This window comes from Pseudarthrobacter sp. TE3704 (assembly GCF_056279405.1).
Genome location: NZ_JBWCCJ010000002.1, coordinates 695,338 through 716,563 on the forward strand (window position 1 = coordinate 695,338; position 21,226 = coordinate 716,563).

Annotated in this window: 23 protein-coding genes; 6 read left to right on the forward strand and 17 right to left on the reverse strand. The window is 67.4% G+C overall.

Going from position 1 to position 21,226, the window contains the following annotated elements:
- Window positions 1-2 precede the first annotated feature (2 nt).
- Complete coding sequence (locus tag ACZ9BC_RS07210; RefSeq protein ID WP_476245412.1) at window positions 3-779, forward strand: DedA family protein; 777 nt, start codon at window positions 3-5, stop codon at window positions 777-779.
- Between the two features lie 75 nt (window positions 780-854).
- Here the strand turns inward: ACZ9BC_RS07210 and rdgB are convergent, their stop codons facing one another.
- The 6 genes from rdgB to clpS form a co-directional block, all read right to left on the reverse strand.
- Window positions 855-1,511, reverse strand: coding sequence for an RdgB/HAM1 family non-canonical purine NTP pyrophosphatase (rdgB, locus tag ACZ9BC_RS07215; RefSeq protein ID WP_476245322.1), 657 nt, complete (start codon window positions 1,509-1,511; stop codon window positions 855-857).
- Entirely contained in the window at window positions 1,508-2,266 is a 759-nt protein-coding gene (rph, locus tag ACZ9BC_RS07220) for a ribonuclease PH (protein ID WP_079597699.1), read from the reverse strand. Before rph ends, rdgB begins: the two co-directional genes overlap by 4 nt.
- A 64-nt stretch (window positions 2,267-2,330) precedes the next feature.
- Window positions 2,331-3,128 (reverse strand): MBL fold metallo-hydrolase, encoded by a 798-nt coding sequence (locus ACZ9BC_RS07225; protein ID WP_476245323.1) that lies wholly within the window; start codon window positions 3,126-3,128, stop codon window positions 2,331-2,333.
- Window positions 3,125-4,138: a glutamate racemase gene (gene murI, locus ACZ9BC_RS07230; RefSeq protein ID WP_476245413.1), complete on the reverse strand. Its 1,014-nt coding sequence runs from the start codon at window positions 4,136-4,138 to the stop codon at window positions 3,125-3,127. The genes ACZ9BC_RS07225 and murI overlap by 4 nt, the downstream gene beginning before the upstream one ends.
- A 123-nt stretch (window positions 4,139-4,261) precedes the next feature.
- Entirely contained in the window at window positions 4,262-4,828 is a 567-nt protein-coding gene (locus ACZ9BC_RS07235; RefSeq protein ID WP_476245324.1) for a DUF2017 domain-containing protein, read from the reverse strand.
- Window positions 4,821-5,204 (reverse strand): ATP-dependent Clp protease adapter ClpS, encoded by a 384-nt coding sequence (gene clpS / locus ACZ9BC_RS07240; RefSeq protein WP_079597695.1) that lies wholly within the window; start codon window positions 5,202-5,204, stop codon window positions 4,821-4,823. The genes ACZ9BC_RS07235 and clpS overlap by 8 nt, the downstream gene beginning before the upstream one ends.
- A gap of 155 nt (window positions 5,205-5,359) precedes the next feature.
- Between clpS and ACZ9BC_RS07245 the strand changes: the two genes are divergently transcribed.
- Together ACZ9BC_RS07245 and ACZ9BC_RS07250 are read left to right on the forward strand one after the other, a co-directional pair.
- Window positions 5,360-6,688 (forward strand): nicotinate phosphoribosyltransferase, encoded by a 1,329-nt coding sequence (locus ACZ9BC_RS07245; protein ID WP_476245325.1) that lies wholly within the window; start codon window positions 5,360-5,362, stop codon window positions 6,686-6,688.
- Window positions 6,688-7,326 (forward strand): isochorismatase family protein, encoded by a 639-nt coding sequence (locus ACZ9BC_RS07250; RefSeq protein WP_476245326.1) that lies wholly within the window; start codon window positions 6,688-6,690, stop codon window positions 7,324-7,326. Before ACZ9BC_RS07245 ends, ACZ9BC_RS07250 begins: the two co-directional genes overlap by 1 nt.
- A gap of 90 nt (window positions 7,327-7,416) precedes the next feature.
- Here the strand turns inward: ACZ9BC_RS07250 and ACZ9BC_RS07255 are convergent, their stop codons facing one another.
- From ACZ9BC_RS07255 to ACZ9BC_RS07295, 9 genes are all read right to left on the reverse strand, one after another.
- The gene (locus ACZ9BC_RS07255; RefSeq protein ID WP_079597693.1) at window positions 7,417-9,201 is read right to left on the reverse strand and encodes a DEAD/DEAH box helicase; all 1,785 of its coding nucleotides are present in this window, start codon (window positions 9,199-9,201) and stop codon (window positions 7,417-7,419) included.
- Entirely contained in the window at window positions 9,201-9,542 is a 342-nt protein-coding gene (locus ACZ9BC_RS07260) for a DUF3039 domain-containing protein (RefSeq protein ID WP_079597692.1), read from the reverse strand. Before ACZ9BC_RS07260 ends, ACZ9BC_RS07255 begins: the two co-directional genes overlap by 1 nt.
- A gap of 108 nt (window positions 9,543-9,650) precedes the next feature.
- Window positions 9,651-10,430 (reverse strand): glucosamine-6-phosphate deaminase, encoded by a 780-nt coding sequence (nagB, locus tag ACZ9BC_RS07265; protein WP_476245327.1) that lies wholly within the window; start codon window positions 10,428-10,430, stop codon window positions 9,651-9,653.
- A gap of 31 nt (window positions 10,431-10,461) precedes the next feature.
- Complete coding sequence (locus ACZ9BC_RS07270) at window positions 10,462-12,033, reverse strand: transporter (protein ID WP_476245328.1); 1,572 nt, start codon at window positions 12,031-12,033, stop codon at window positions 10,462-10,464.
- A complete protein-coding gene (locus ACZ9BC_RS07275; protein ID WP_476245329.1) occupies window positions 12,015-12,809 on the reverse strand; it encodes an ABC transporter ATP-binding protein in 795 nt (264 codons plus the stop codon). Before ACZ9BC_RS07275 ends, ACZ9BC_RS07270 begins: the two co-directional genes overlap by 19 nt.
- A gap of 104 nt (window positions 12,810-12,913) precedes the next feature.
- A complete protein-coding gene (locus tag ACZ9BC_RS07280) occupies window positions 12,914-13,204 on the reverse strand; it encodes a DUF3253 domain-containing protein (RefSeq protein WP_476245330.1) in 291 nt (96 codons plus the stop codon).
- An 11-nt stretch (window positions 13,205-13,215) separates the two neighbouring features.
- A complete protein-coding gene (locus tag ACZ9BC_RS07285; RefSeq protein ID WP_476245331.1) occupies window positions 13,216-14,313 on the reverse strand; it encodes an NADH:flavin oxidoreductase/NADH oxidase in 1,098 nt (365 codons plus the stop codon).
- Window positions 14,313-15,308, reverse strand: a complete 996-nt coding sequence (locus ACZ9BC_RS07290; RefSeq protein WP_476245332.1) for a tetratricopeptide repeat protein — start codon at window positions 15,306-15,308, stop codon at window positions 14,313-14,315. The genes ACZ9BC_RS07285 and ACZ9BC_RS07290 overlap by 1 nt, the downstream gene beginning before the upstream one ends.
- Window positions 15,309-15,360: 52 nt before the next feature.
- Entirely contained in the window at window positions 15,361-17,022 is a 1,662-nt protein-coding gene (locus tag ACZ9BC_RS07295; RefSeq protein WP_476245414.1) for a DUF8094 domain-containing protein, read from the reverse strand.
- A 234-nt stretch (window positions 17,023-17,256) separates the two neighbouring features.
- Here ACZ9BC_RS07295 and ACZ9BC_RS07300 point away from each other — a divergent pair, with 234 nt between their 5' ends.
- Entirely contained in the window at window positions 17,257-18,576 is a 1,320-nt protein-coding gene (locus ACZ9BC_RS07300) for an AI-2E family transporter (RefSeq protein ID WP_476245333.1), read from the forward strand.
- 12 nt (window positions 18,577-18,588) lie between these two features.
- Here the strand turns inward: ACZ9BC_RS07300 and ACZ9BC_RS07305 are convergent, their stop codons facing one another.
- Window positions 18,589-19,389: an alpha/beta hydrolase gene (locus ACZ9BC_RS07305; protein WP_476245334.1), complete on the reverse strand. Its 801-nt coding sequence runs from the start codon at window positions 19,387-19,389 to the stop codon at window positions 18,589-18,591.
- 44 nt (window positions 19,390-19,433) lie between these two features.
- Entirely contained in the window at window positions 19,434-19,787 is a 354-nt protein-coding gene (locus ACZ9BC_RS07310) for an ATP/GTP-binding protein (RefSeq protein WP_476245335.1), read from the reverse strand.
- Window positions 19,788-19,892: 105 nt separating this feature from the next.
- Between ACZ9BC_RS07310 and nucS the strand changes: the two genes are divergently transcribed.
- Together nucS and ACZ9BC_RS07320 are read left to right on the forward strand one after the other, a co-directional pair.
- The gene (gene nucS / locus ACZ9BC_RS07315; protein ID WP_476245336.1) at window positions 19,893-20,588 is read left to right on the forward strand and encodes an endonuclease NucS; all 696 of its coding nucleotides are present in this window, start codon (window positions 19,893-19,895) and stop codon (window positions 20,586-20,588) included.
- 298 nt (window positions 20,589-20,886) lie between these two features.
- Window positions 20,887-21,090: a cold-shock protein gene (locus ACZ9BC_RS07320; RefSeq protein WP_011692441.1), complete on the forward strand. Its 204-nt coding sequence runs from the start codon at window positions 20,887-20,889 to the stop codon at window positions 21,088-21,090.
- Window positions 21,091-21,226 lie beyond the last annotated feature (136 nt).

Below are 21,226 nucleotides of genomic sequence, written 5' to 3' on the forward strand. Positions count from 1 at the left end.
TGATGAACGACCTCGCTGTGTCCATGCTGGGCGGGGCAGGACCGGTCCAGCCGCAGCTGGCCTCCTTCCTGCCCGACTGGCTGAACCCCCAGATCTTCCTGGCCGATCCTGCCCTCGCACCGTGGGTGGTCCTCCTTGTGTGCGGAATCGTCTTCGCGGAAACCGGCCTGCTGGTGGGGTTCTTCCTGCCGGGCGACTCCATGCTGTTCACCGCTGGCCTGCTCGTTGCAACGGACACCATCAAGTTCAACGTATGGCTGTTTGCGCTGCTGATTGTGATTTCCGCCATCATCGGCAACCAGACGGGGTACCTGATCGGTTCCAAGGCCGGCCCCGCTATCTTCAACAAGCCCAACTCCCGGCTGTTCAAGCGTGAGAACGTGGAGAACGCGCACGCCTTCTTCGAAAAGCACGGCGGCAAGGCGCTGATCCTTGCCCGGTTCGTTCCCATCATCCGTACCTTCGTCCCGGTGATCGTGGGCGTGGCCCAGATGAACCGGAAGAAGTTCTTCCTTTACAACGTCATCGGCGCAGTGCTGTGGGGCGGCGGCGTTACCCTGCTCGGCTACCTCCTGGGCGACCGCATCCCGTGGGTCCGCGACAACCTGGACATCATCTTCATCGTCATCGTGCTGGTGTCGGTCCTGCCCATCGGGATTGAGGTCCTTCGCGGCCTGTCCGCGAAGCGCCAGGCAGCGGCGTACGGCACAGACCCGGTGGACGAATTCATCGAGGAACACGCTCCGGAGGACGAGCAGAAGACGCCCCGCCTTCCGTAGTGGCTGGACGAAAAAGGTGTGCTCCCCGGCCGGGGAGCACACCTTTTTTTATTCAGCAGGCAAGGGACGGCGGCCTCAGGCGTCTGCGGCCTCCAGCGCTTCGACGATGGACGGCAGGAGCGCGCGGAACGCCTTGCCGCGGTGGCTGATGGCGTTCTTTTCCTCGGCGGAAAGTTCGGCGCAGCTGCGGTGCTCGCCGGCGGGCTGCAGGACGGGATCGTAGCCGAATCCACCCGCGCCGCGGGGCTCGCGGAGCAGGACGCCCTCCAGCTGCCCGTACTCCACCACCTCGCGCCCGGGCGAGCCATCCACCGCGGGCACGGCAAGGGCTGCCGCGCACACGAATGCTGCGCCGCGGTGCTGGTCCGGAACATCGGACAGCTGGTTGAGCAGGAGTGCCAGGTTGGCCGCGTCGTCGCCGTGGCTGCCGGACCAGCGGGCGGAAAAGATGCCGGGCGCTCCGCCCATCACGTCCACGGCGAGGCCCGAGTCGTCGGCGATCGCAACCAGTCCCGTGGCCTGCGCGACGGCGCGGGCCTTCAGCAGTGAATTCTCCGCGAACGTCACGCCTGTTTCGACGACGTCGGGGGCACCTGCCGCCGCTGCGTCCACCACCTGCGTGTCGACGTCGAGCCCTGGAACCTGCCCCCGCAGCAGCTCACGCAGCTCCCGGAGTTTGCCCTTGTTGTGCGTGGCGAGGACCAGCCGCGGGGCGGCGCCTGCGGCGGTCACAGTGTGTCGGCCAGGGTTTCGCGCTGGATGGCCGCGAGCTGGGTGGTGCCCAGCAGTGCCAGGTCAAGGAGCTGGTCCAGCTCGGCGCGGTCGAACGGCGCACCCTCGGCGGTTCCCTGGACCTCCACGAACTTCCCTGAGCCGGTGACCACCACGTTCATGTCGGTTTCGGCGCGGACATCCTCGACGTAGGGCAGGTCCAGCATGGGGACGCCGTCGATGATTCCCACCGAGACCGCGGCAATGGTGTCGATGAGGGGCTGTGCGTTCCTGGCGATCAGCTTGTTGTCGCGGGCGAAGCGGATGGCGTCGGCCAGCGCCACATACGCGCCGGTGATGGCGGCCGTGCGGGTTCCGCCGTCGGCCTGGAGGACGTCGCAGTCAAGCACAATGGTGTTCTCGCCCAGGGCCTTGGTGTCGATGATGGAGCGGAGGGACCGGCCGATGAGCCGGGAAATTTCGTGGGTGCGGCCGCCGATCTTGCCCTTCACGGATTCGCGGTCGGAGCGGGTGTTCGTTGCGCGCGGCAGCATGGCGTACTCGGCGGTGACCCACCCCCGGCCCTCCCCCTTCAGCCAGCGGGGGACGCCGGCGGTCAGCGAGGCGGTGCACAGGACCCTGGTGTTGCCGAATTCGATCAGTGCCGATCCCTCAGCCTGGTTGGACCATCCGCGGGTGATGCTGATGGGCCGGAGCTGGTCCGGGGCGCGGCCGTCGGCGCGCACGATGGGCACTGCAGTTGCTTCAGAAGTCATGCCTTTAGCTTATCCACTGCAGGTGGCGCCGGCCGCTGCGGGAGCCCGGACCCCGCCAGGCAACCTAGATGGTGTAATGCACTCCGGCAACGGCCACCGCAACGTCCCCGCCAAACACCGGCCGGGCCTCAGCCATCACGGTGGTCTGGGACGTCCACACGGGAATGTGGGTCAGCAGGAGGCGTCGGGCCCCGGCCGCAGCGGCGGCCTCCCCGGCGCGCTTGCCGGTCAGGTGGACGTCCTTGATGCCGTCATCCCGGCCTTCCTCGAAGGCCGCCTCGCAGAGGAAAAGGTCGGCGTCCTTGGCCGCTTCCTCGAGCCCCGCACAGGAGTCCGTGTCGCCGGAATAGGTCAGGACGCGGGAGATCTGGTTGCCGGCCTTGTCCGGCTCCACCACCTCGACGCGGAGTGCGTAGCACTCCTCGATGGGATGGTTGACCGCGAACGGAGTGACCGTGAAGGGTCCCACAGTCACGGGCTGCCGCTCGGCCCAGTTGGTGAAGTCGAATTCCTCGTGCATCCCCGGGTCGAGGTCCAGTCCGTACGCGGTGGCCATCCGGTCCGCCGTCGCCGCCGGCCCCCAGACGGGGATCCGGTCGCGGCCCCAGCCGCCCGGCTTCCACCGGACCGCTACGTGCAGGCCGCAAAGGTCCATGCAGTGGTCCGGGTGGAGGTGCGTCAGGAAGATCGCGTCGATGTCCTCAAGGTCCGTGTACCGCTGGATGGCGCCGAGCGCACCGCTGCCCAGGTCCATGACAACTTTCCAGGTCCGTTCGCCGTCGGTGGCGGTCAGCAGGTAGCACGACGCCGGGGAGCCGGGGCCGGGAAACGAACCGGTGCAGCCTACGATGGTCAGCTTCACAGCGCGGAACCTCCGGCGCGGCCGGCATCCGCGAAGCCGGTGTCCACGAAGTTGGAGATCCGGGGGCGGTTCCGGGCGGCCTGCGCGGCGGCAATCATTTCCGGGGTGATCCGCGCCAGGCTTCCGGTAGGGTACTGCGCTGCCACATGGTCGACGTGGCGGACGGACAGCACCTCGGGGCCCAGGAACCTCCTGGCCAGGGCCTCGAACTGGGCGGCGTCGCCGGTGGCCACGAAGTGGTGTTCGGGCGGCGTCCCGGCCGTCCGCTGCAGGTCATGGGTGGCCAGGGCCCTGTACACGTCCTTGGCGGTTTCCTCGGCGCTGGACACCAGGGTGACGTCGGCGCCCATGACGTAGGAGATGACGCCGGTCAGCAAGGGGTAGTGTGTGCAGCCCAGCACCACGGTGTCCACTTCGGCGGCCTTCAGCGGCGCCAGGTATTCCTCCGCGACGGCCAGCAGGGCGGGCCCGGTGGTGATGCCGGCTTCCACATAGCTGACGAACTCGGGGCAGGCCACGGATGTGATGGCGAGGTCCGGAGCGGCTGCGAACGTATCCTCGTAGGCGCGTGAGCCGATGGTCGCGGACGTCCCGATCACGCCCACGCGTCCCGTCCGGGTGGCCGCCACGGCCCGGCGGACGGCAGGCTGGATGACTTCGATGACCGGGATGCCGTACTTGGCCGTGTACCGTTCGCGGGCGTCGCGGAGCACAGCGGCCGACGCCGAGTTGCAGGCGATGGTCAGCAGCTTGACGCCGGAGTCCACCAGTTCGTCCATCACGCCCAGGGCGTTCGCCCGGACTTCGGCGATGGGCAGTGGGCCATAGGGCCCGTGGGCGGTGTCCCCCACGTAGAGGATGGACTCGTTGGGGAGCTGGTCGATGATGGAGCGGGCCACGGTAAGGCCCCCTACACCGGAATCGAAGACGCCGATGGGGCGTGCTTCCAGGGCGGCGGCGGGGAGGCCGCCGGCTGCGGAGGCCTGTTCAGCTGCCGCTGACGGGTCCATGCTCGAGGCTGTTGTCATGATTATTCGAGGATAGGTGCTCGCTGAAGCGTCAGCCATCATCTTGTGGCCCGCGACTCATGTCTAATTTGTCACAGGGCCGGCAAGGACGGTGGCGGGCACCCCTCAACGGCGGCTTTCCAGCGACTGCAGCATGGCCTGGACCAGCGATTCCTGCAGCCAGGTGGCGAAGTTGTAGACCAGGGCCAGGTAGCTTTCCACGTCCTCGGCCTGGGACCAGTCCTGCATCAGGTGGACGTGCTCGGCGTCCTCCTCGTCCCGGATGTCCAGGCGTTCGGCCAGCACCAGCCGGACGTCGTTCAGCGCCATGGACCAGTGCTTGGCCCCCTCGGGCGTCAGCACGATCTCCGCTTTGTCCAGATCCAGCGCGGCGGCCCGCAGGGCCCCGATCTTCGTCTCGCGCAGGGACCGCTCGGTGAGCTGGCGGAACTCCAGGGACGCGGCGCCGTCGTCCTTCACAACGTTGGGCAGGAGGCGCTTGACCGCACGGTCGGACGGCTCAGCCACGTCCATGTCCAGGCCAATGAGCGCAGCAAGGGGATCCTGGCCCGTACGGTCCTCCGGCTGCAGCATGGAAATAACGTCATCAATCAGGCTCCGCAGCAGCTCCCGCTCAGCCGGTTCGAGGTAGCCCGTGATGCCTTTCAGCCCGTTCTTGAATGCCTTAGCCACGTTTCCCCTTGCCCTGGCCCGGTCCGCCGGACTTCCCCGAGTTGCCGCCGGGACCGCCGCTGGCTTTTTCCACGGTGGCCCACAGCCCGAAGCCGTGCATGGCCACGGCGTGCCGCTCCACCTGTTCCTTACTGCCGTGGGTAACGATGGAACGGCCCTTCTTGTGGACCTCCATCATGAGCTTGTTCGCTTTGCTTTCCGAGTAGCCGAAGTAGCTTTGGAACACGTAGCTGACGTAGCTCATGAGGTTGACGGGATCGTTCCAGATCACCAGGTTCCAGGGGATGTCCGGTGCGGTCAGGGAATCTGTGGATTCCGCTGTTCCGGTCCGGGTGCCCTCCTGCGTATCAGGGCCGAGCGCAACGCTTAAGGTCATCTGTCCATTCTATGGGGAGGATGGGCCCACACCGGCGAGGGCCCCGCGGCGAAGCGAAGCGAGACGTGGGAGCCGGTGGGTGGGCCCACACCGGCGAGGGCCCCGCGGCGAAGCGAAGCGAGACGTGGGAGCCGGTGGGGACTAGAGTGAATTTCGTGAGTACCTCTGCCGGCTGGGACCATCCCCGCACGTCCTTTTACACTGACCACTACGAGCTGACCATGCTGCAGGCGTCACTCCATTCGGGCGCCGCGCACCGCAAATCGGTATTCGAGGCGTTCGCCCGCAGGCTCCCCGACGGCCGGCGCTACGGCATCGTTGCCGGGACAGGCCGGCTCCTGGAAGGCATCGCCAACTTCCGCTTCGGCGACGCCGAGCTGGAGTTCCTGGAGCGCACCAACGTGGTGAACCGGCAGACACTGGAATACCTGGCCTCCTACCGTTTCTCCGGTGACATCTGGGGCTACGCCGAGGGCGAAGCATACTTTCCCAACTCCCCCATTCTGATCGTGGAGGCAACGTTCGCCGAGGCCTGCATGCTGGAGACGTATCTCCTGTCCGTCCTCAATCACGACAGCGCCATCGCCTCCGCCGCCTCCCGCATGGTCAGCGCGGCGCACGGCCGCCCGTGCATCGAGATGGGTTCCCGGCGCACCCATGAGGAAGCGGCCGCATCCGCCGCGCGCGCTGCAGTCATCGCCGGATTCGACAGCACCTCCAACCTGGAGGCCGGTATCCGCTACGGCATCAAGACCGTGGGCACCGCAGCCCACTCCTTCACCCTCCTGCACGACACAGAACGGGACGCCTTCGAGGCGCAGATTGCCGCGCTCGGCGACGGCACGTCCCTCCTGGTGGACACGTATGACGTCGAAACGGCCGTCCGCACGGCCGTGGACCTGGCAGGTTCCCGGCTGGGCGCCGTCCGGCTGGATTCCGGCGACCTGGTGGACCAGGCCCAGTGGGTGCGCCGGCTCCTGGACGACCTCGGCAACGAGAACACCAAGATCGTGGTCACCTCCGACCTCGACGAATATGCGATCGCCGCGCTGCAGTCCGCCCCGGTGGATTCCTACGGTGTGGGCACGTCCCTGGTGACCGGTTCCGGCGCGCCCACCGCGAGCATGGTCTACAAGCTGGTCAGCCGCACCGACGATGACGGGGACTTCGTCTCAGTGGCCAAGGCCGCCAAAAACAAGGCCAGCGTGGGCGGGCGCAAGTACGCGCTCCGCAAGCTGGACGAACGGGGCATCGCCACCGCCGAGATCGTGGGCGTCGGCCGCCGCCCGGAAGATGACGGCAATGACCGGTCGCTGCTGCAGCAGTTCATGAAAAACGGTGAGCTGCTGCCGGGATGGACCGGACACGAAGGCGTAATCCGCGCGCGCCGGCGCCACGCTGACTCGATGGCCGAACTGCCGCCGGTGGTCAACCGCCTGCAGCGGGGCGAGGCTGCCATCCCCACCATCTACGAGGAGAACTGATGTCGCGTGCGCTGATCATCGTCGATGTCCAGAACGATTTCTGTGAGGGAGGCTCGCTCGCCGTCGAGGGCGGTGCAGCGGTGGCCGGCGCCATCAGCGACTATGTGGACGCCCACCACAACGAGTTCGACCACATCGTGGCCACCCAGGACTGGCACATCGATCCCGGCGACCATTTCTCGGAGAACCCGGACTTCAAGGACAGCTGGCCGCCGCACTGCGTGGCGGGCACCCGCGGCGCCGAGCTCCATCCGGACCTGGATACCGAATACATCCAGGCGTACTTCCAGAAGGGCCAGTATGCCGCAGCGTACTCCGGCTTCGAGGGGCTCCTGGCTCCCGAGGACGCCGTGCCCACTGGAGAGCGCCAGCCCGGCGCCCTGCCCGGCGGCGATGGTGTGGACAGGTTCGCTCCCGACGAGGACGCCATCGGCCTGGACGACTGGCTGCAGAGCCATGACGTGGAGGACGTTGTGGTGGTGGGCATCGCCACCGACTACTGCGTGATGGCCACGTCCCTCGACGCCGTCCAGGCCGGGTATGCGGTCACCGTGATCCGTTCCCTGACTGCGGGAATAGCCGGGGACCTCGAGGAGGCCGTGACGGAAATGGAGCTTGGCGGCGTGGACGTCGCCTGACGCCGGCCCTCCCCGGCAGGCAACTGCAAGAAGCAGGACGTCACAGGGGCCCGGGTGCTTAGCACCCGGGCCCCTGTTATTGCATCACCGCTATTTCCGGCCGATGAACCAGTCCTGGAGCTTCCGCAAACGCGACTGCAGCTGCTCCTCGTTGGCCTGCGCCACGGGCGGGCCGCCGCACACGGTGCGCAGTTTGGTATGGACCACGCCGTGCGGCGTACCCGTCCGGGCGGACCAGGCTGCCACGTTCTTGGCCAGCTCGTTCCGCAGGTCCATCAGCATCCGGTGATCGGGGACGGCCGGGGCCTGGCTTTCCGCGGCCGCCGCGGGTGCCTTCCGGTTCTTCCGGTTCAGCTGCTCGTGCTGCCGCTGCCGCAGGAGCGTGCCCACCTGCTCGGCGTCCAGCAGGCCGGGGATGCCCAGGAAGTCCATCTCGTCGTCGGACCCCACCTCGCCGCCGGTGCCGAACTCGCCGCCGTCGAAAAGCACCCGGTCAAACGACGCCTGCGAGTCCAGTGCCTCGAACTTGCCCTTGGTGAGGCTGTCGGAGGCCTTGTCCTCGCGGTTGGCCTCCGCCATCAGCGAGTCTTCCGGGTTGAACAGGCCGTCGCCGTCCTCCTTCTCGGGGCGGTCCAGGGCATGGTCCCGCTCCGCTTCCATGGAGTTGGCCAGCGCCATCAGCTGCGGGACGGACGGCAGGAAGACCGACGCCGTCTCGCCCCTTTTACGGGCACGCACGAAGCGGCCCACAGCCTGGGCGAAGAACAGCGGCGTGGACGTGGACGTCGCGTAAACCCCGACGGACAGCCGCGGGACGTCCACGCCTTCGGAGACCATGCGGACGGCCACCATCCAGCGTGTTTCCCCCGCGGAGAACTCCTCGATCTTGCTCGAGGCCTTGGCGTCATCGGAGAGGATCACCGTGGGCGACTGGCCCGTGATCTTCTTCAGCTGCCCTGCGTAGGCACGGGCATCCTCGTGGTCCGTGGCAATGACCAGGCCACCGGCGTCGGGAACGGTGCGGCGCACCTCGCTGAGGCGCTTGTCGGCCCCGGCCAGGACGGCCGGAATCCACTCGCCGGCAGGGTTCAACGCCGTCCGCCAGGCGTGGGAGGTGATGTCCTTGGTCACCGCGGCCTCGCCCAGCGATGCGGCCATCTCCTCGCCGGCGCTGGTGCGCCAGCGCATCTGTCCGGAGTAGGCCATGAACATCACGGGCCGGACCACGTGGTCCCGCAGCGCGTTCCCGTAGCCGTACGTGTAGTCAGCCTTTGAGCGGCGGATGCCATCCCGGTCCTCGGCGTATTCCACGAACGGGATGGGCGAGGTGTCCGAACGGAACGGGGTACCCGTCAGGGACAGCCGCCGCACCGCGGGGTCGAAGGCCTCGCGCAGGCCGTCGCCCCAGGACAGCGCCTCGCCGCCGTGGTGGATCTCGTCCAGGATCACCAGGGTGCGCGCCGCTTCAGTCTTGGCCCGGTGCAGCAGGGGCTTGCTGGCCACCTGCGCGTACGTGACGGCAACCCCGATGAAACCGCGGCCGTGCTGGCCGTCGGAGTTCTTGAAGTTGGGGTCGATGGCGATTCCCACCCGGGCCGCCGCGTCCGCCCACTGCCTCTTTAGGTGGTCCGTGGGCGCCACAATGGTCACCCTGTTGACGGCGCCGGACTCGATGAGCGTGGACGCCACCCGCAGTGCGAAGGTGGTCTTACCGGCGCCGGGGGTGGCTACCGCCAGGAAATCCCGGGGGTTGTTCCGCAGGTAGAGGTCGAGTGCTTCCTGCTGCCAGGCACGCAGTTTCGGGGCGGTTCCCCAGGCTGCACGTTCCGGATAAGCCGGAGGCAGGGTGGGGCCGCCAAAGAGTGTTTCCGTCACTATTTGTTGTTGCCTGAGTCCCCTCCGGGACCCTTGCCGCCGTCGTTGCCCGGGCGGAGGCCATCGTAGACCTCTTTGCACATCGGGCACACCGGGAACTTCTTCGGATCCCGGCCCGGCGTCCAGACCTTGCCGCACAGTGCGATGACGGGTTCACCGGTCAGCGCGGACTCCATGATCTTTTCCTTGCGCACATAATGCGCAAAGCGCTCCCGGTCGCCCGGCTCCACCTCCTGGCGCAGTTCCTCGCGCTCGATGGTGGCTGTGGACGTTCCAGCCCCGGAAAGCTCGCGCATCGGGTCGTTTTCGAGAGGGTCCGTCATGCTAGTCATGCCAACCATCTTAGCCGTTCCGGCGGACAGGCGTTCGACGGCGGCGCCGCCGTGGCGCCGCCCGGAACCTCCCGCCGTCGGGCGTTTCAGCCCTGCTCCAGGCAGGAATCCGGGGCGCTACAGGCCTTGCCAGGCGGGCTTGTTGTCATAGGTGTGCCGGTAAAAATCGGCAAGCTTCAGCGCCGAGGCCGCCGCTTCATCCAGCAGGACGGTGGCGTGGGGATGGAACTGCAGCACCGAGGCCGGGCAAATGGCCGAGACCGGGCCCTCCACAAAGTCGCGGACTGCCTGCGCCTTCTGTGCCCCGGTGGCGAGCAGGATCACATGCCGCGCCTCCATGATGGTTCCCAGCCCCTGCGTGAGGACATGGTGCGGGACCTCGGCCAGGCTGTTGAAGAACCGGGCGTTGTCACGGCGTGTCCGTTCGATCAGGCTCTTGATCCGGGTGCGGGAGGCAAAGGAGGACCCGGGCTCGTTGAAGGCGAGGTGGCCGCCTGTACCCACGCCCAGGAGCTGCAGGTCTACGCCGCCGGCGGCCGCGATGGCTTCCTCATAGGCCTGGCACGCGGCGGGAATATCCTGTGCCGTACCTTCCGGTCCGTGGACGTTCTCCGGAGCGATGTTGACCCGGTTGGTGAATTCGCGCCGGATCACCTCCCGGTAGGACTCGGGGTGACCGGCGGGCAGGCCCACGTACTCGTCCAGGGTGAACGCGGAGGCCTGGCTGAAGTCCAGGCCGCCCTCGTGCCGGTTGGCCAGCTCGTCGTAGACCGGCAGCGGCGAGGAGCCCGTGGCGAGGCCCAGCACGGCGTTGGGCTTGTGCCGGACCAGGTCCTCGATGGCGTCCGCCGCCAGCTTTCCGATCTGCTTGCTGCTGCCCAGGATGACGATTTCCATGCTGTTTCCTCCCCTGCCGTGACGGTTTCCGTCAGCGGTTGACGGCCACCTGGGCCAAAAGCTCCGGGCCGCGCGCGTCAAGCCATTTTCCGCCCAGCCGCACGCCCACCACAAACAGAACAACGCCCAGGACGGTTCCCACCGCGAGGTTGATCCAGCCAAAGACGCTGTTTCCCGTCACCAGCTGCGCGAACAGCAGGGCAGCCTCGGGCAGCACCAGGACCAGCAGGACCAGCATTCCGCCGAACTGCACAGCAAGTGTCTGCCCCACGTTGCCGGGCGGCTTCTTGAAGGGGCTGTCCCCGGGCAGCGGAACGGCCACGGTATAGCGCGCCGACACGACGGAGGCCAGCCCCAGGCCCGTAAAAAGGATCCCCAGGCTCAGCCCGAGCTGGCCCGGCAGCCCGGACCAGTCGCCGGTGAATGCCGCATGGCCCACGGCGAACACGAGCACTACGGGGAGGGCGAACGCCAGGCAGGCCAGTGCACGGCCCAGCCGGTCGGCCACTCCCCGGACGCCCGTTGCGACGTGCAGGGCGAAGGCCGTGTTGTCGTAGGAGACGTCGGCAGAGATGGACCAGGCGAGGATGAAGGCGGACAGCGGGGCAAGGACAGCAAGGCTGGAGAAGTCACCCACCTGGGCCCCCTGGAATCCCAGCACCACGGGCAGCAGCGGGATGACCACCAGGGACCCGGAATAGCGCGGGTCGCGGAACCAATAGGTCAGTGACCGGGCCATCACCGCGCCGGCCGGTACCGCCGGCAGGAGTCCCAGGAGCCCCAGCTTGCCGCCCTTGCGCTTGCCGCTGCCGGCAGAGGGCGGGGTGACCAGGGCACGTTCCAGCAGGAGCTTCCAGCACCATGCCAGGGCAGCGAGCGCGGCAACGGAGACCAGGAGCTTCAGCGCCGCCGGCCCAAACTGGCCGGCATGGACATTTCCGGCCAGGGACCACGGCGCGCCCAGCGGCGTCCAGGACAAAGTCCGTGCGAAATCCGGCAGGAACCCTGTGGACGCCGAAATTCCCTGGCCCACTCCCGCCACGATCGGCCCCAGCAGGACCAGCGGCACCATGAACGCGATGGCACTTAGGTCCTTGAAGCGCCGGGAGGCGGCAAGGCTGGCGGTGGCCGTGGTCACCACCTTGGCGAGCACAACGCAGGTGAGGACGCCCAGCGCAGCTCCCAGCAAGGCGGCGAGGGCGGGCAGCACGCCCCGGAACCAGGTCATCACCGTGGACAGGGCCACCAGTGCCGTGGCCAGGCCCGGAATGCCGATCAGTCCGCCCAGGGCAAGCCCCGCCAGCATCTGCTTCATGGGTATGGCGAAGGTGGTGAAGCGGGCAGGGTCCAGGGTCATGTCGGTGGCGGAAGCCACCACCGGGATGATTCCCCACCCAAGGACAGCGGCGGACCCGCCGAGCACCACGGCGGTCTGTGCGAGTTCGGGGTCGGCCGTGCGCAGCAGGACCAGGGCCACCACCAGCGTTGCGATAATGCCCAGCGCGTAGAGTCCCGCAAAAGCCATGCCCACCAGCTGCCACGGGCTGCGGCGGAGGCCGTTGCGCAGCAGGGTCAGCTTCAGCCTCAGAAGGTGCGCAACCATTCCAGCCCTTCCGTGTGGCTGCGGCCGCCCACCAGCTGGACGAACCGGTCCTCGAGGGATGCACCGCCGCGGACTTCATCCACGGTGCCGGCAGCCAGCAGCCGGCCGCCTGCCACCACGGCCACGTGGTCGCACATCCGCTGGACCAGGTCCATCACGTGGCTGGACACGATCACGGTGCCGCCGGACGCCACGTAGCTGTCCAGGATGGAGCGGATGTTGGCCGCGGACACCGGATCCACGGCTTCGAAGGGTTCGTCGAGGACCAGCAGGCGCGGCGCGTGGATCAGGGCGGAGGCGAGCGCAATTTTTTTGGTCATGCCGGCTGAATAGTCCACCACCAGCGTTCCGGCGTCCTGCGACAGGTCCATGGCCGCCAGCAGCTCGCCCACCCGGGATGCCACCACGTCTTTCTGCATCCCCCGCAGGAGGCCGGAATACGTGATCAGCTGCTCGCCCGTGAGCCGGTCGAACAGCCTGACGCCGTCGGGCAGGATGCCCATCAGCTTCTTGGCTTCCAGGGGCCGGGTCCAGACGTCCACGCCGTGCACCACCGCCGTGCCGAAGTCAGGACGCAGGAGCCCGGTGGCCATGGACAGCGTTGTGGTCTTGCCGGCACCGTTTGGTCCGACGATGCCGAAGAAGGAGCCGGCCGGAACCTCCAGGCTGATGCCGTCCACCGCGATTTTTTCGCCAAACCGTTTGGCAAGGCCCCGGATGGACAGGGCCGCCACGGGCCTTGGTTGCGGTGCCGGGTCAGGTATCGGAGCGCTCATGAAGCCAGACTAGCCCTCACCATCCGGTCCGGGGGTCCTCCCGCAGGAGTAGCAAAAAAGGCGTACGCAGGGATCCGTTGCTGATGCCTCCGAGAGGCCGGCTGCTACCGCACTTTCCGGATCCGGATGGGGCCTTTGGCGGTGGAGGGATCAACCACCGAGCCGCCCTGGGTGATCTGCACCTCGCCTGCGTCAACCAGCCGGCGCGCGGCCCGCCGGGCTGGCTCCATGAGGTCGCGCCAGTTTTCGTCGCCCACGGCACGTGCTGCGTCCGACGGGCAGATGGTGGATGACGCCGCCCTGGCCGCCAGAAGCTCCAGGATCGCGGCTTCGAGCTTCTGCTCTGTTGGGTCACCAGGGGCTTGCGCCCCGTCGGGCTGCCGGTCCGTCATCATCCACGCACCAACTAGAACGTGCGCCTCGGCAGGGCCCGCTCGTACTGCGGGGCCCACGGAATGTCATTGCCCAGCTCGAAGGCCGCACGCAGCCACCAGTGCGGGTCCCGGAGCGCGGCCCGGGCGATGAGGACGGCATCGGCCTGGCCCGTGGCGATGGCATGCTCGGCCTGGCCTGCCGACGTCAGCAGGCCAACCGTTCCGGTGGGAATACCCGCTTCCTCCCGGATGGCGGCGGAGAACCCGGTCTGGTACCCCGGGCGGGGTGTAATGCTTTGGTGGGCCACTGCTCCCCCGCTGGAAACGTCGATCAGGTCCACGCCGCGCCCGGCGGCTTCGCGGGCAAGGCGGACCGAGGCCGGCAGGTCGATGCCGCCCTCTGCCCAGTCGGTGGCGGAGATCCTCAGCAGCAGCGGCATCGAGTCCGGGATGACCGCCCGCACGGCATCGACGACGGCCAGCATCAGGCGGTTGCGTCCGGTTTCGTCACCGCCCCATTCATCGTCCCGCAGGTTGGCCAGCGGGCTTTGGAACTGGTGCAGCAGGTAACCGTGGGCGCCGTGGACCTCCACCGTGTCAAAGCCCGCCTCAACTGCGCGCACGGCCGCCGCGGCGAAGTCGGAGATCACTTCCTGGATCTGTTCCGCCGTCATGGCGGCAGGAGCGGCATAACCCTCAAACGCCAGCGGCGACGGCCCCACGGTGGCCCAACCCCCGTCGGCCGCGGTGACGCTGCCGTGCTTGCCGGAGAAGGGCCACCACGTGGATGCCTTCCGGCCGGCGTGCGCGAGCTGCGCGCCGATTTTGGCGCCTGCGGCTCCGTGCCGGTGCACGAACGTGGTGATCCGCTGCCACGCTTCCGCCTGGGCGTCGTTGTACAGGCCGGCGTCCCGGGGGCTGATGCGGCCTTCGGGACTCACGGCGGACGCCTCGGCGAGGATCAGCGCGGCACCGCCGGCGGCAAAGGAACCCAGGTGCATCAGGTGCCAGTCGTTGGGCACGCCCGGAGCGGCGTCTGGGTCGCAGCTGTACTGGCACATGGGCGACACCCAGCCGCGGTGCTGAAGCTCGAGTGAGCGCAGCTTCAGCGGCTCGAAAAGCGCCGGCACTAGAAGAGGACCCTCGCGAGGGCCTGCCGCGCCTTGCCGACGCGTTCGTCGGATGCCCCCACCACGTCGAAGAGTTCCAGGAGCCGGACCCGCGCGGTCTCGCGTTCAGGGCCGAAGTTCCTGCCGATGAACGCCACCAGGCGGTTCAGCGCGTCCTCCACATGCCCGCCTGCCACGTCCAGGTCGGCAATCCCCAGCTGGGCCTCCACGTTGTCCGGCTCGTTGGCGGCCAGCGTACGGAGCGCCTCACTGTCCTGGGCGGACAGGGGCTGCAGCCTCGCCATGAGCTCAACCTGCGCAAGCCCGGCCTTGGCGTCATGGTCGGACGGCATCTCGTTCAGCGCCTGCCGGTAGAAACCGGCGGCGGCCTCATAGTCGCCGGCCTCGATGGCGTCGAAGGCGGCCTGGTGCAGCGGCGGGAGCGGTGCGGGCTCCGGTTCCCCGGCGGCACCCGCGTTCAGGCTGCCTGTCACGCCGTTTGCGGCAGCCACCTTCAACAGTTCGTCAAAGAGGCTGCGCACCTGCTGCTCGTCGGCACTGCCCTGGAAGAGCGGCACAGGCTGTCCCTTCAGGACCGCGACGGCGGTGGGAACGGCCTGCACCTGGAAGGCCTGGGCCAGTTGCGGGAAGGCGTCGATGTCTGCGGCCCCGAGGACCAGCCGGCCGCCGTAGCTTGCCACCACGCGGTCCAGGGTCTCCAACATGCCTGTGGATTCCGGCGAGTACGGGGCCCACAGTGCGAAGACCACGGGCACCTGCGCGGACAGCTCCACGAGCTGCTGGAAGTTGGCTTCGGTGACGTCGACCCTCAGCTCAGGCCCGCCGGCCTGCGCCCCCTCCGGCCCGTTCCCGGCCGGCGCGCCTGTCCCGGCAGGACCTCCGGTTGTGGCCGGCGCCGCAGGGCGCTGTTTCAGGGTGGAAAGGTCGACGGCGCCACGCAGGTTAAGCAGGCTGGCAGCGGCTGGAGGGACAGGGCGGGAAGCTGGCGAACTCATGCTTTCCACTTTAGCCACTCCGGCCGCTGCCGGAAGTACTGCGGTAGTCGGGTTACTTGAAGCTGGCCCCCACCAGGCCGCGGGTTGCCGCGACGAGCTTCATGGGATCGGTCGATCCTGCGGGCGGAACGTACACCGCCATGGATTCAGCGAAGCGGAGCACCATTCCGGTGGTGGTTTCCTTGCCGCCGGCAAGGGCTGCGGCGTCGTCCCCGATGGTCAGTTTGTCGCCGGCCGCCTTGGGCGTCCCTTCGAAGCTGAAGTTGATCCGGCCCAGGACCAGCGCGCCGCCGTCTTCGGTCCGGAAGACAACCGTGCTTTCCGGAGCAACCTTGTGGGTGAAGGAGAAGTTGCCGTTCTCGCCGGCCTTGACCACTTCAGCCTGGTAGGACAGCGTGTCAGCGATGTACGGCGAGGACTCGCCTTCCACCAGCTTGTCCTTGAAGGCCGATTCTGGGGTGGTCAGGCGGTCTGCGAGCCCGGAAAGGGCTTCTTCACCGCTGTACAGGAGCCCGGTCTTGTCCCCGGCTGCAAGGGTGTCCGTCCCCGTGCGGCTGATCGTGGGGAAGGTGGTGCCGGGCTGGAGCGGAGTGGTTTCCATCAGCTTGTAGTTCTCGCGGGGCGACTGCTGGACCAGGGTCAGCAGCTGCGGGACCACGTTGCCGTCGCCCTGCGTGACGGCCAGCACCGAGCGGGGCCAGTCGCGGTCACTGGTGACAACCGTGGTGAGCAGCTTGGTGGACCGTACCGGCATCCGGGCCTCGTAGGACCCCACCTGCGAGCGGATCTTGTAGTTCTGGGTGCGGACCTCCAGTTCCGTGCCACCCACGCGCTCGGTGAGCTGTGCAGCATCCTTGGCCGCATCACCGGCGTCGGCAGCGCTGGAAACCTGTTCCAGGATCCGCCGGAACTGTGCGTCCAGCAGGACCGGGGACGCAGCCTCTTCCTGGGCGGCGGCCGACGAGGAGCCGGAGGGCTCGGGGGCGGGGGTCGCGGCGTTCGCGGCAGTACCGGTACCCGCCAGGACAGCTGCAGTGATACCGGCGGCCACCATGCTGGCGCGCGACGTCGTCCGGGCCTCGCTCTTGGCACGGGCACGCTGGGCGAAGCCGCTGCCCGCACCGTCGCCTTCGCCTTCACCGTTGGGCTTGCGGGCCGAGAGCAGCGCCAGCGCAATGCCGCCGAGGATCAGCAGGGAGCCCAGGACGATCAGCGGGATGGCCCACGGAGTGGACGTGTCGTTCGGGAACGTCATGGACACGGAGGCGGGAGCAGCCTTGGTGCCGTCGGACGCGAGCAGGAGGGTCCAGTCGCCATCAGCCGGCGGGGTCCAGGAGTACTCCAGGTCGCCGCTGGCGTTCTCCGTGGAAACCCAGAGATCCGAGCCGGCCGGGTTGGGTGCCGTGGCTTCGCCGTCGGCATGCTCAACCTGCAGCGACTTGCCGTCCTCGGAAACGCCGCTGATGGTGTTGTGGGCCGCCTGGCCCACCCACGCTTCCACGTCATCGGGACGGCCGGCCGCGAGCATGAAGTTGCCGTCACCTTCGATGGTGATCTTGACGGTGCCGCCGTGAAGGGTGCGCAGATTCTGGTCAATGACGGTCAGCGGCGCCTCCGCGGCATCGGCCGGCGCGGACGCCGTGAAGGTCTCGGAGGGGGCCCAGATGGTTCTCTGGCCGATGCCGGCCAAAAGTGTCAGGAGGCCGAGCAGCACGAGTGCGACTGCAGTCTTTAAACGCAAGGGAAACACCAATCATCAGCGGGGGTTTAGCTTCAATAGTAACGGTTTTGTTACCACGGGCCCTGATCGGCGGCGCGCGCTGCACCCGCAGGAGCCCAGGGCACGGACTCCTCCGTGGCTATTGACAAGGCGGCTGATAGTGTTTGCGATGATCATCACACCGGCCCGCCGACGCGGTGCCACGCACGGAACAGGCCCGAAAAACCAGTGACTGACAAGACGGACGAGTCCTCCGCGGCAGACGGGAATCCTCGAAGCCCGGAGCCTCCGGCTGCCGTCCCCCCGGGACCCGAAGCCGTGCGCCGGAAAGGCACCGCGGCGGCCGCACTTGGCCTGGTGGCCCGGCGGCTTCGCCAGCCGCTGCCGGGTGCGCAACCGAGGCTCCGGTTCGAAATGCCGCCCGAGTACGTCCAGGAGCACCAGGCCGGCGAGGAAGAAGCTGACCTTGACAGCGAGGTGCGGCCGCAGTTCGGCCGCCCGGGCCCCCGGATGTCGCCGCAGCACCCCCTGTACCTCGGGTTCATGGGAACGGTGGGCGTGGGGCTTGCCCTGCTGGTGTACTGGATCGGCTCCAACACCACGCAGCTGCTGCTGTGGATCGTGGCGGCGTTGTTCATCGCCCTCGGCCTGGAACCGGTGGTGGGCTGGCTGGAAAACCGCAAAATCCCCCGCCCGGCCGGCATCCTGGTCTCGGTCACCGTGCTGATCAGCGCCGTCGTCGGCTTTTTCGCCACCCTGATCCCCACCATCGTGGAGCAGGTGACGGAAATTGTGGAGCAGGCACCGGTCTGGATCCGGGACTTCATCGACTCCGAGTTTTTCCGCAGCCTTGATGACCAGTTCGGGGTGCGGGACCGCGTGTCCGAAGAGCTGGACAAGTTCGTCAACGACCCCGCAGCGGTAGGTGGGATCTTCGGCGGGGTGGTGGGCTTTGGATCCACAGTCGCCAACGGCCTGTTCGGCACCCTGATCGTGCTGGTCCTGAGCCTGTACTTCCTGGCCGCACTGCCTGCCATGAAGAAATGGGGATACCGGCTGGCCCCGCGCTCCCGCCGGAACCGGGTGGAAGCCCTGTCGGAGGAAATCACCCGTTCAGTGGGCAACTACGTGATCGGACAGGCCTGCGTGGCACTGCTCAATGCCACGTTCGCCTTCATCGTGATGTCCATCGTGGGCATCCCGTTCGCCCTGCTGCTCGCGTTCGTGGTCGCCCTGCTCGCGTTCATCCCCCTGGTGGGTGGCATGATCGCAGGCATTGTGGTGCTGCTCGTCTCGCTGACGGAGGGCTGGCAGACCGCCGCGATCTACGGCATCTGCTACTTCGCGTACCTGCAGTTCGAGGCCTATTTCATCTCGCCGCGCATCATGCAGAAGGCTGTGGCAGTGCCCGGTGCCGTTGCCGTCATTTCCGTCATCGCCGGCGGCAGCGTCCTGGGCGTCCTGGGCGCCCTGATCGCCATTCCCACGGCAGCCGCCGTCCTGTTGCTGATCCGGGAGATCTACATCGTCAGGCAGGACCAGCACTAGCGGCCCGTCCGCCTAGGCGGACGCGGTGGCAGAGGGCCCGTCCCACTCCTGCGGCAGCCCGGCAGCGCCGGAGCCTGCCTCGGTGACCTCATCGACGATTTCGTTCAGGACCCGGGAAGCGTACTTCTCCCCCACCCACAGGTGCTTGGCTCCTGCCACGCCCACTACGCGCGCCTGGGGCACCAGGCTGAAACGTTCCGCCGCCTCGGCCGGCTGCAGGAAGTCATCGTGCTCCGGCACCAGGACCGTGAGGGGCTTGCCCGATTCCGCCCACTGCTGCAGGTGCTTGTCCGTGGCGCGGTGCAGCGGCGGTGACAGGAGGACCGCGCCTTCCACTTGCGACGCAACCGGTTCCACTGCCCCGTACATCAGGGCCAGTTCGGTGCCGAAGGACCAACCCACCAGCCACCTGTTGGGCAGGCCCCGCCCGACGGCGAAGCGGACGGCGGCCTCGACGTCGTACTTTTCGCCGATGCCCTCCTCGAAGGTGCCGGTGCTTGTCCCATGCGGAGAGGCGGTTCCGCGGGTATTGAACCGCAGCACGGCGATGCCTGCCAGGGCCGGCAAACGGTAGGAGGCCTTGCGGTAGACATGCGAGTCCATGAACCCGCCGTGGGTGGGCAGCGGATGAAGGGTGATCAGCGTGGCATGGACCGGCCCCGATTCGGGCAGCGCCAGTTCCCCAATCAGGGTATGTCCGTCGTCCGTCTGCAGCTGCACGTGTTCGCGCCGCGCGGGCAGGACCGTGGAGGCCCGGATGGGAACAGGTGTGCCGGAGGAGCTGAATTCGTACGACGCCGGATCAAAAGTCATGCATGCCAGCTTAGCGACAGCAGGGGTCCGGCCGCTCGCGGTACTCAGCGGTAGCGGTAACTGCGCGACATCCAGCAGTTGGTGTGCCAGTGGCGCCGCTCCGCCAGGCCGGCGGCCGCTCCGAAGAGGTGGTCGTCCTTCCAGACCACCAGATGCGCGACGCCCGGCAGCACCGCAGTGGAGCACTCCGGGCAGATGTAGGTCTTCTCGGCGTTCTTAGCGGTCATGGTGCGGACCATCCACTCGCCGTCCGGCGCGCTCTCCCGCCGGGCGATGCCTGCCCGGGCCCGTTCCAGGTCAAGCTCGGGCACCTCGCCGCCGCCCTTCCTGCCGCCGCTCCGGCCGGAAGCGGCACCCTTGCCGGAGACAGGACGGCGGGGACGGTTGGAACGCGGCATGCATCCATTCTGCCCCAGCCGCCCGCCGTCGCCGCGCGTCCCCGATTGCCGGCAGCGCCGCCGTCGGGATCAGCCCGGGCAGCGGCAGACGGTAGTCTGTACGGCGTGCGACTTGTCATAGCCCGATGCTCCGTTGATTATGTTGGCCGGCTCAAAGCCCACCTCCCCCTCGCCTCCAGGCTCCTGCTGGTGAAGGCGGACGGTTCTGTGCTGGTCCACTCGGACGGCGGCTCCTACAAGCCGCTCAACTGGATGAGTCCGCCGGCTACCCTCCGGGTTTCCTCGCCGGAGGACGTGGACCTCGAACTGGGCGTCGTTGAGCAGTGGACCGTCCAGTCAGCCAAGACCGATGACCGGCTGATCATCAACATCCACGAAAAGCTCAGCGACTCTTCACACGACCTGGGGGTTGATCCCGGACTGATCAAGGACGGCGTGGAGGCGGACCTCCAGCGGCTCCTGGCTGAACAGATCGAAACACTGGGCACCGGATACTCGCTGATCCGCCGCGAGTACTTCACCGCCATCGGTCCGGTGGACATCCTGGCACGCGACGCCGACGGTGCCACCGTGGCCATCGAACTCAAGCGCCGTGGCGACATCGACGGCGTGGAGCAGCTGACCCGCTACCTGGAGCTTCTGAACCGCGATCCGCTCCTGGCCCCGGTCCGCGGGATCTTTGCAGCCCAGCAGATCAAACCGCAGGCCAAGGTGCTGGCCAACGACCGCGGGATTGACTGCGTCACCCTGGATTATGACGCGATGCGCGGCGTTGACGACAGCGAATCCCGGCTCTTCTAGAAGTACGTATCCCTCGGGCCTTTTACCGAATTCGCCCCTGACGAGGCATTTAACCTGGTCTTTACCTAAATTTTGTTTCTTTCGACGTCCAAACCGTTGACCTGCGGGAACGGGCATGAAATTCTTGTCTCAGTCTTTGTGTAGGTGTTTTTCATGCTCGCAAGACATGTTGCGAGCGCGAAGCTCCTGCAACACCGGTCCGTAATTCGGGCGGGTAATTCAGGATTCTTCTCGCGGAGTGACCAAGGCCGGCACGAGGTGTGCCGATCTTAAAAAGTTCCACAATGAGGAGAAATAAATGGCACAGGGAACCGTCAAGTGGTTCAACGCTGAAAAGGGCTTCGGCTTCATTACCCCGGATGACTCCGACGGTGATGTCTTCGTTCACTACTCGGAAATCCAGACCGGTGGCTTCAAGACCCTCGACGAGAACCAGCGCGTTCAGTTCGAGATCGGCCAGGGCGCCAAGGGCCCCCAGGCTACCGGCGTAACGCTGGTCTAGTCCCCCGCCTTGAGCCGTTCGCGGCTCTCAGCGAAACAAATGATCCCCGGCAATTCTGCCGGGGATCATTTGTTGTTAAGCCCCATTGCGGGGTATGCCATCACCGGCTTGCCGGCCTTTTCCCACGCTTTGGAAT

What these genes read in the sequence shown, in the direction of transcription:
- ACZ9BC_RS07290 (WP_476245332.1), bottom strand. Translation starts at nt 15,308, where the DNA reads ATGAGTTCGCCAGCTTCCCGCCCTGTCCCTCCAGCCGCTGCCAGCCTG.
- ACZ9BC_RS07275 (WP_476245329.1), bottom strand. Translation starts at nt 12,809, where the DNA reads ATGAGCGCTCCGATACCTGACCCGGCACCGCAACCAAGGCCCGTGGCG.
- rph (WP_079597699.1), bottom strand. Translation starts at nt 2,266, where the DNA reads ATGACTTCTGAAGCAACTGCAGTGCCCATCGTGCGCGCCGACGGCCGC.
- ACZ9BC_RS07320 (WP_011692441.1), top strand. Translation starts at nt 20,887, where the DNA reads ATGGCACAGGGAACCGTCAAGTGGTTCAACGCTGAAAAGGGCTTCGGC.
- ACZ9BC_RS07280 (WP_476245330.1), bottom strand. Translation starts at nt 13,204, where the DNA reads ATGATGACGGACCGGCAGCCCGACGGGGCGCAAGCCCCTGGTGACCCA.
- ACZ9BC_RS07310 (WP_476245335.1), bottom strand. Translation starts at nt 19,787, where the DNA reads ATGCCGCGTTCCAACCGTCCCCGCCGTCCTGTCTCCGGCAAGGGTGCC.
- ACZ9BC_RS07270 (WP_476245328.1), bottom strand. Translation starts at nt 12,033, where the DNA reads ATGGTTGCGCACCTTCTGAGGCTGAAGCTGACCCTGCTGCGCAACGGC.
- ACZ9BC_RS07305 (WP_476245334.1), bottom strand. Translation starts at nt 19,389, where the DNA reads ATGACTTTTGATCCGGCGTCGTACGAATTCAGCTCCTCCGGCACACCT.
- nagB (WP_476245327.1), bottom strand. Translation starts at nt 10,430, where the DNA reads ATGGAAATCGTCATCCTGGGCAGCAGCAAGCAGATCGGAAAGCTGGCG.
- murI (WP_476245413.1), bottom strand. Translation starts at nt 4,138, where the DNA reads ATGGACCCGTCAGCGGCAGCTGAACAGGCCTCCGCAGCCGGCGGCCTC.
- ACZ9BC_RS07260 (WP_079597692.1), bottom strand. Translation starts at nt 9,542, where the DNA reads ATGGTTGGCATGACTAGCATGACGGACCCTCTCGAAAACGACCCGATG.
- ACZ9BC_RS07210 (WP_476245412.1), top strand. Translation starts at nt 3, where the DNA reads ATGAACGACCTCGCTGTGTCCATGCTGGGCGGGGCAGGACCGGTCCAG.
- clpS (WP_079597695.1), bottom strand. Translation starts at nt 5,204, where the DNA reads ATGACCTTAAGCGTTGCGCTCGGCCCTGATACGCAGGAGGGCACCCGG.
- ACZ9BC_RS07250 (WP_476245326.1), top strand. Translation starts at nt 6,688, where the DNA reads ATGTCGCGTGCGCTGATCATCGTCGATGTCCAGAACGATTTCTGTGAG.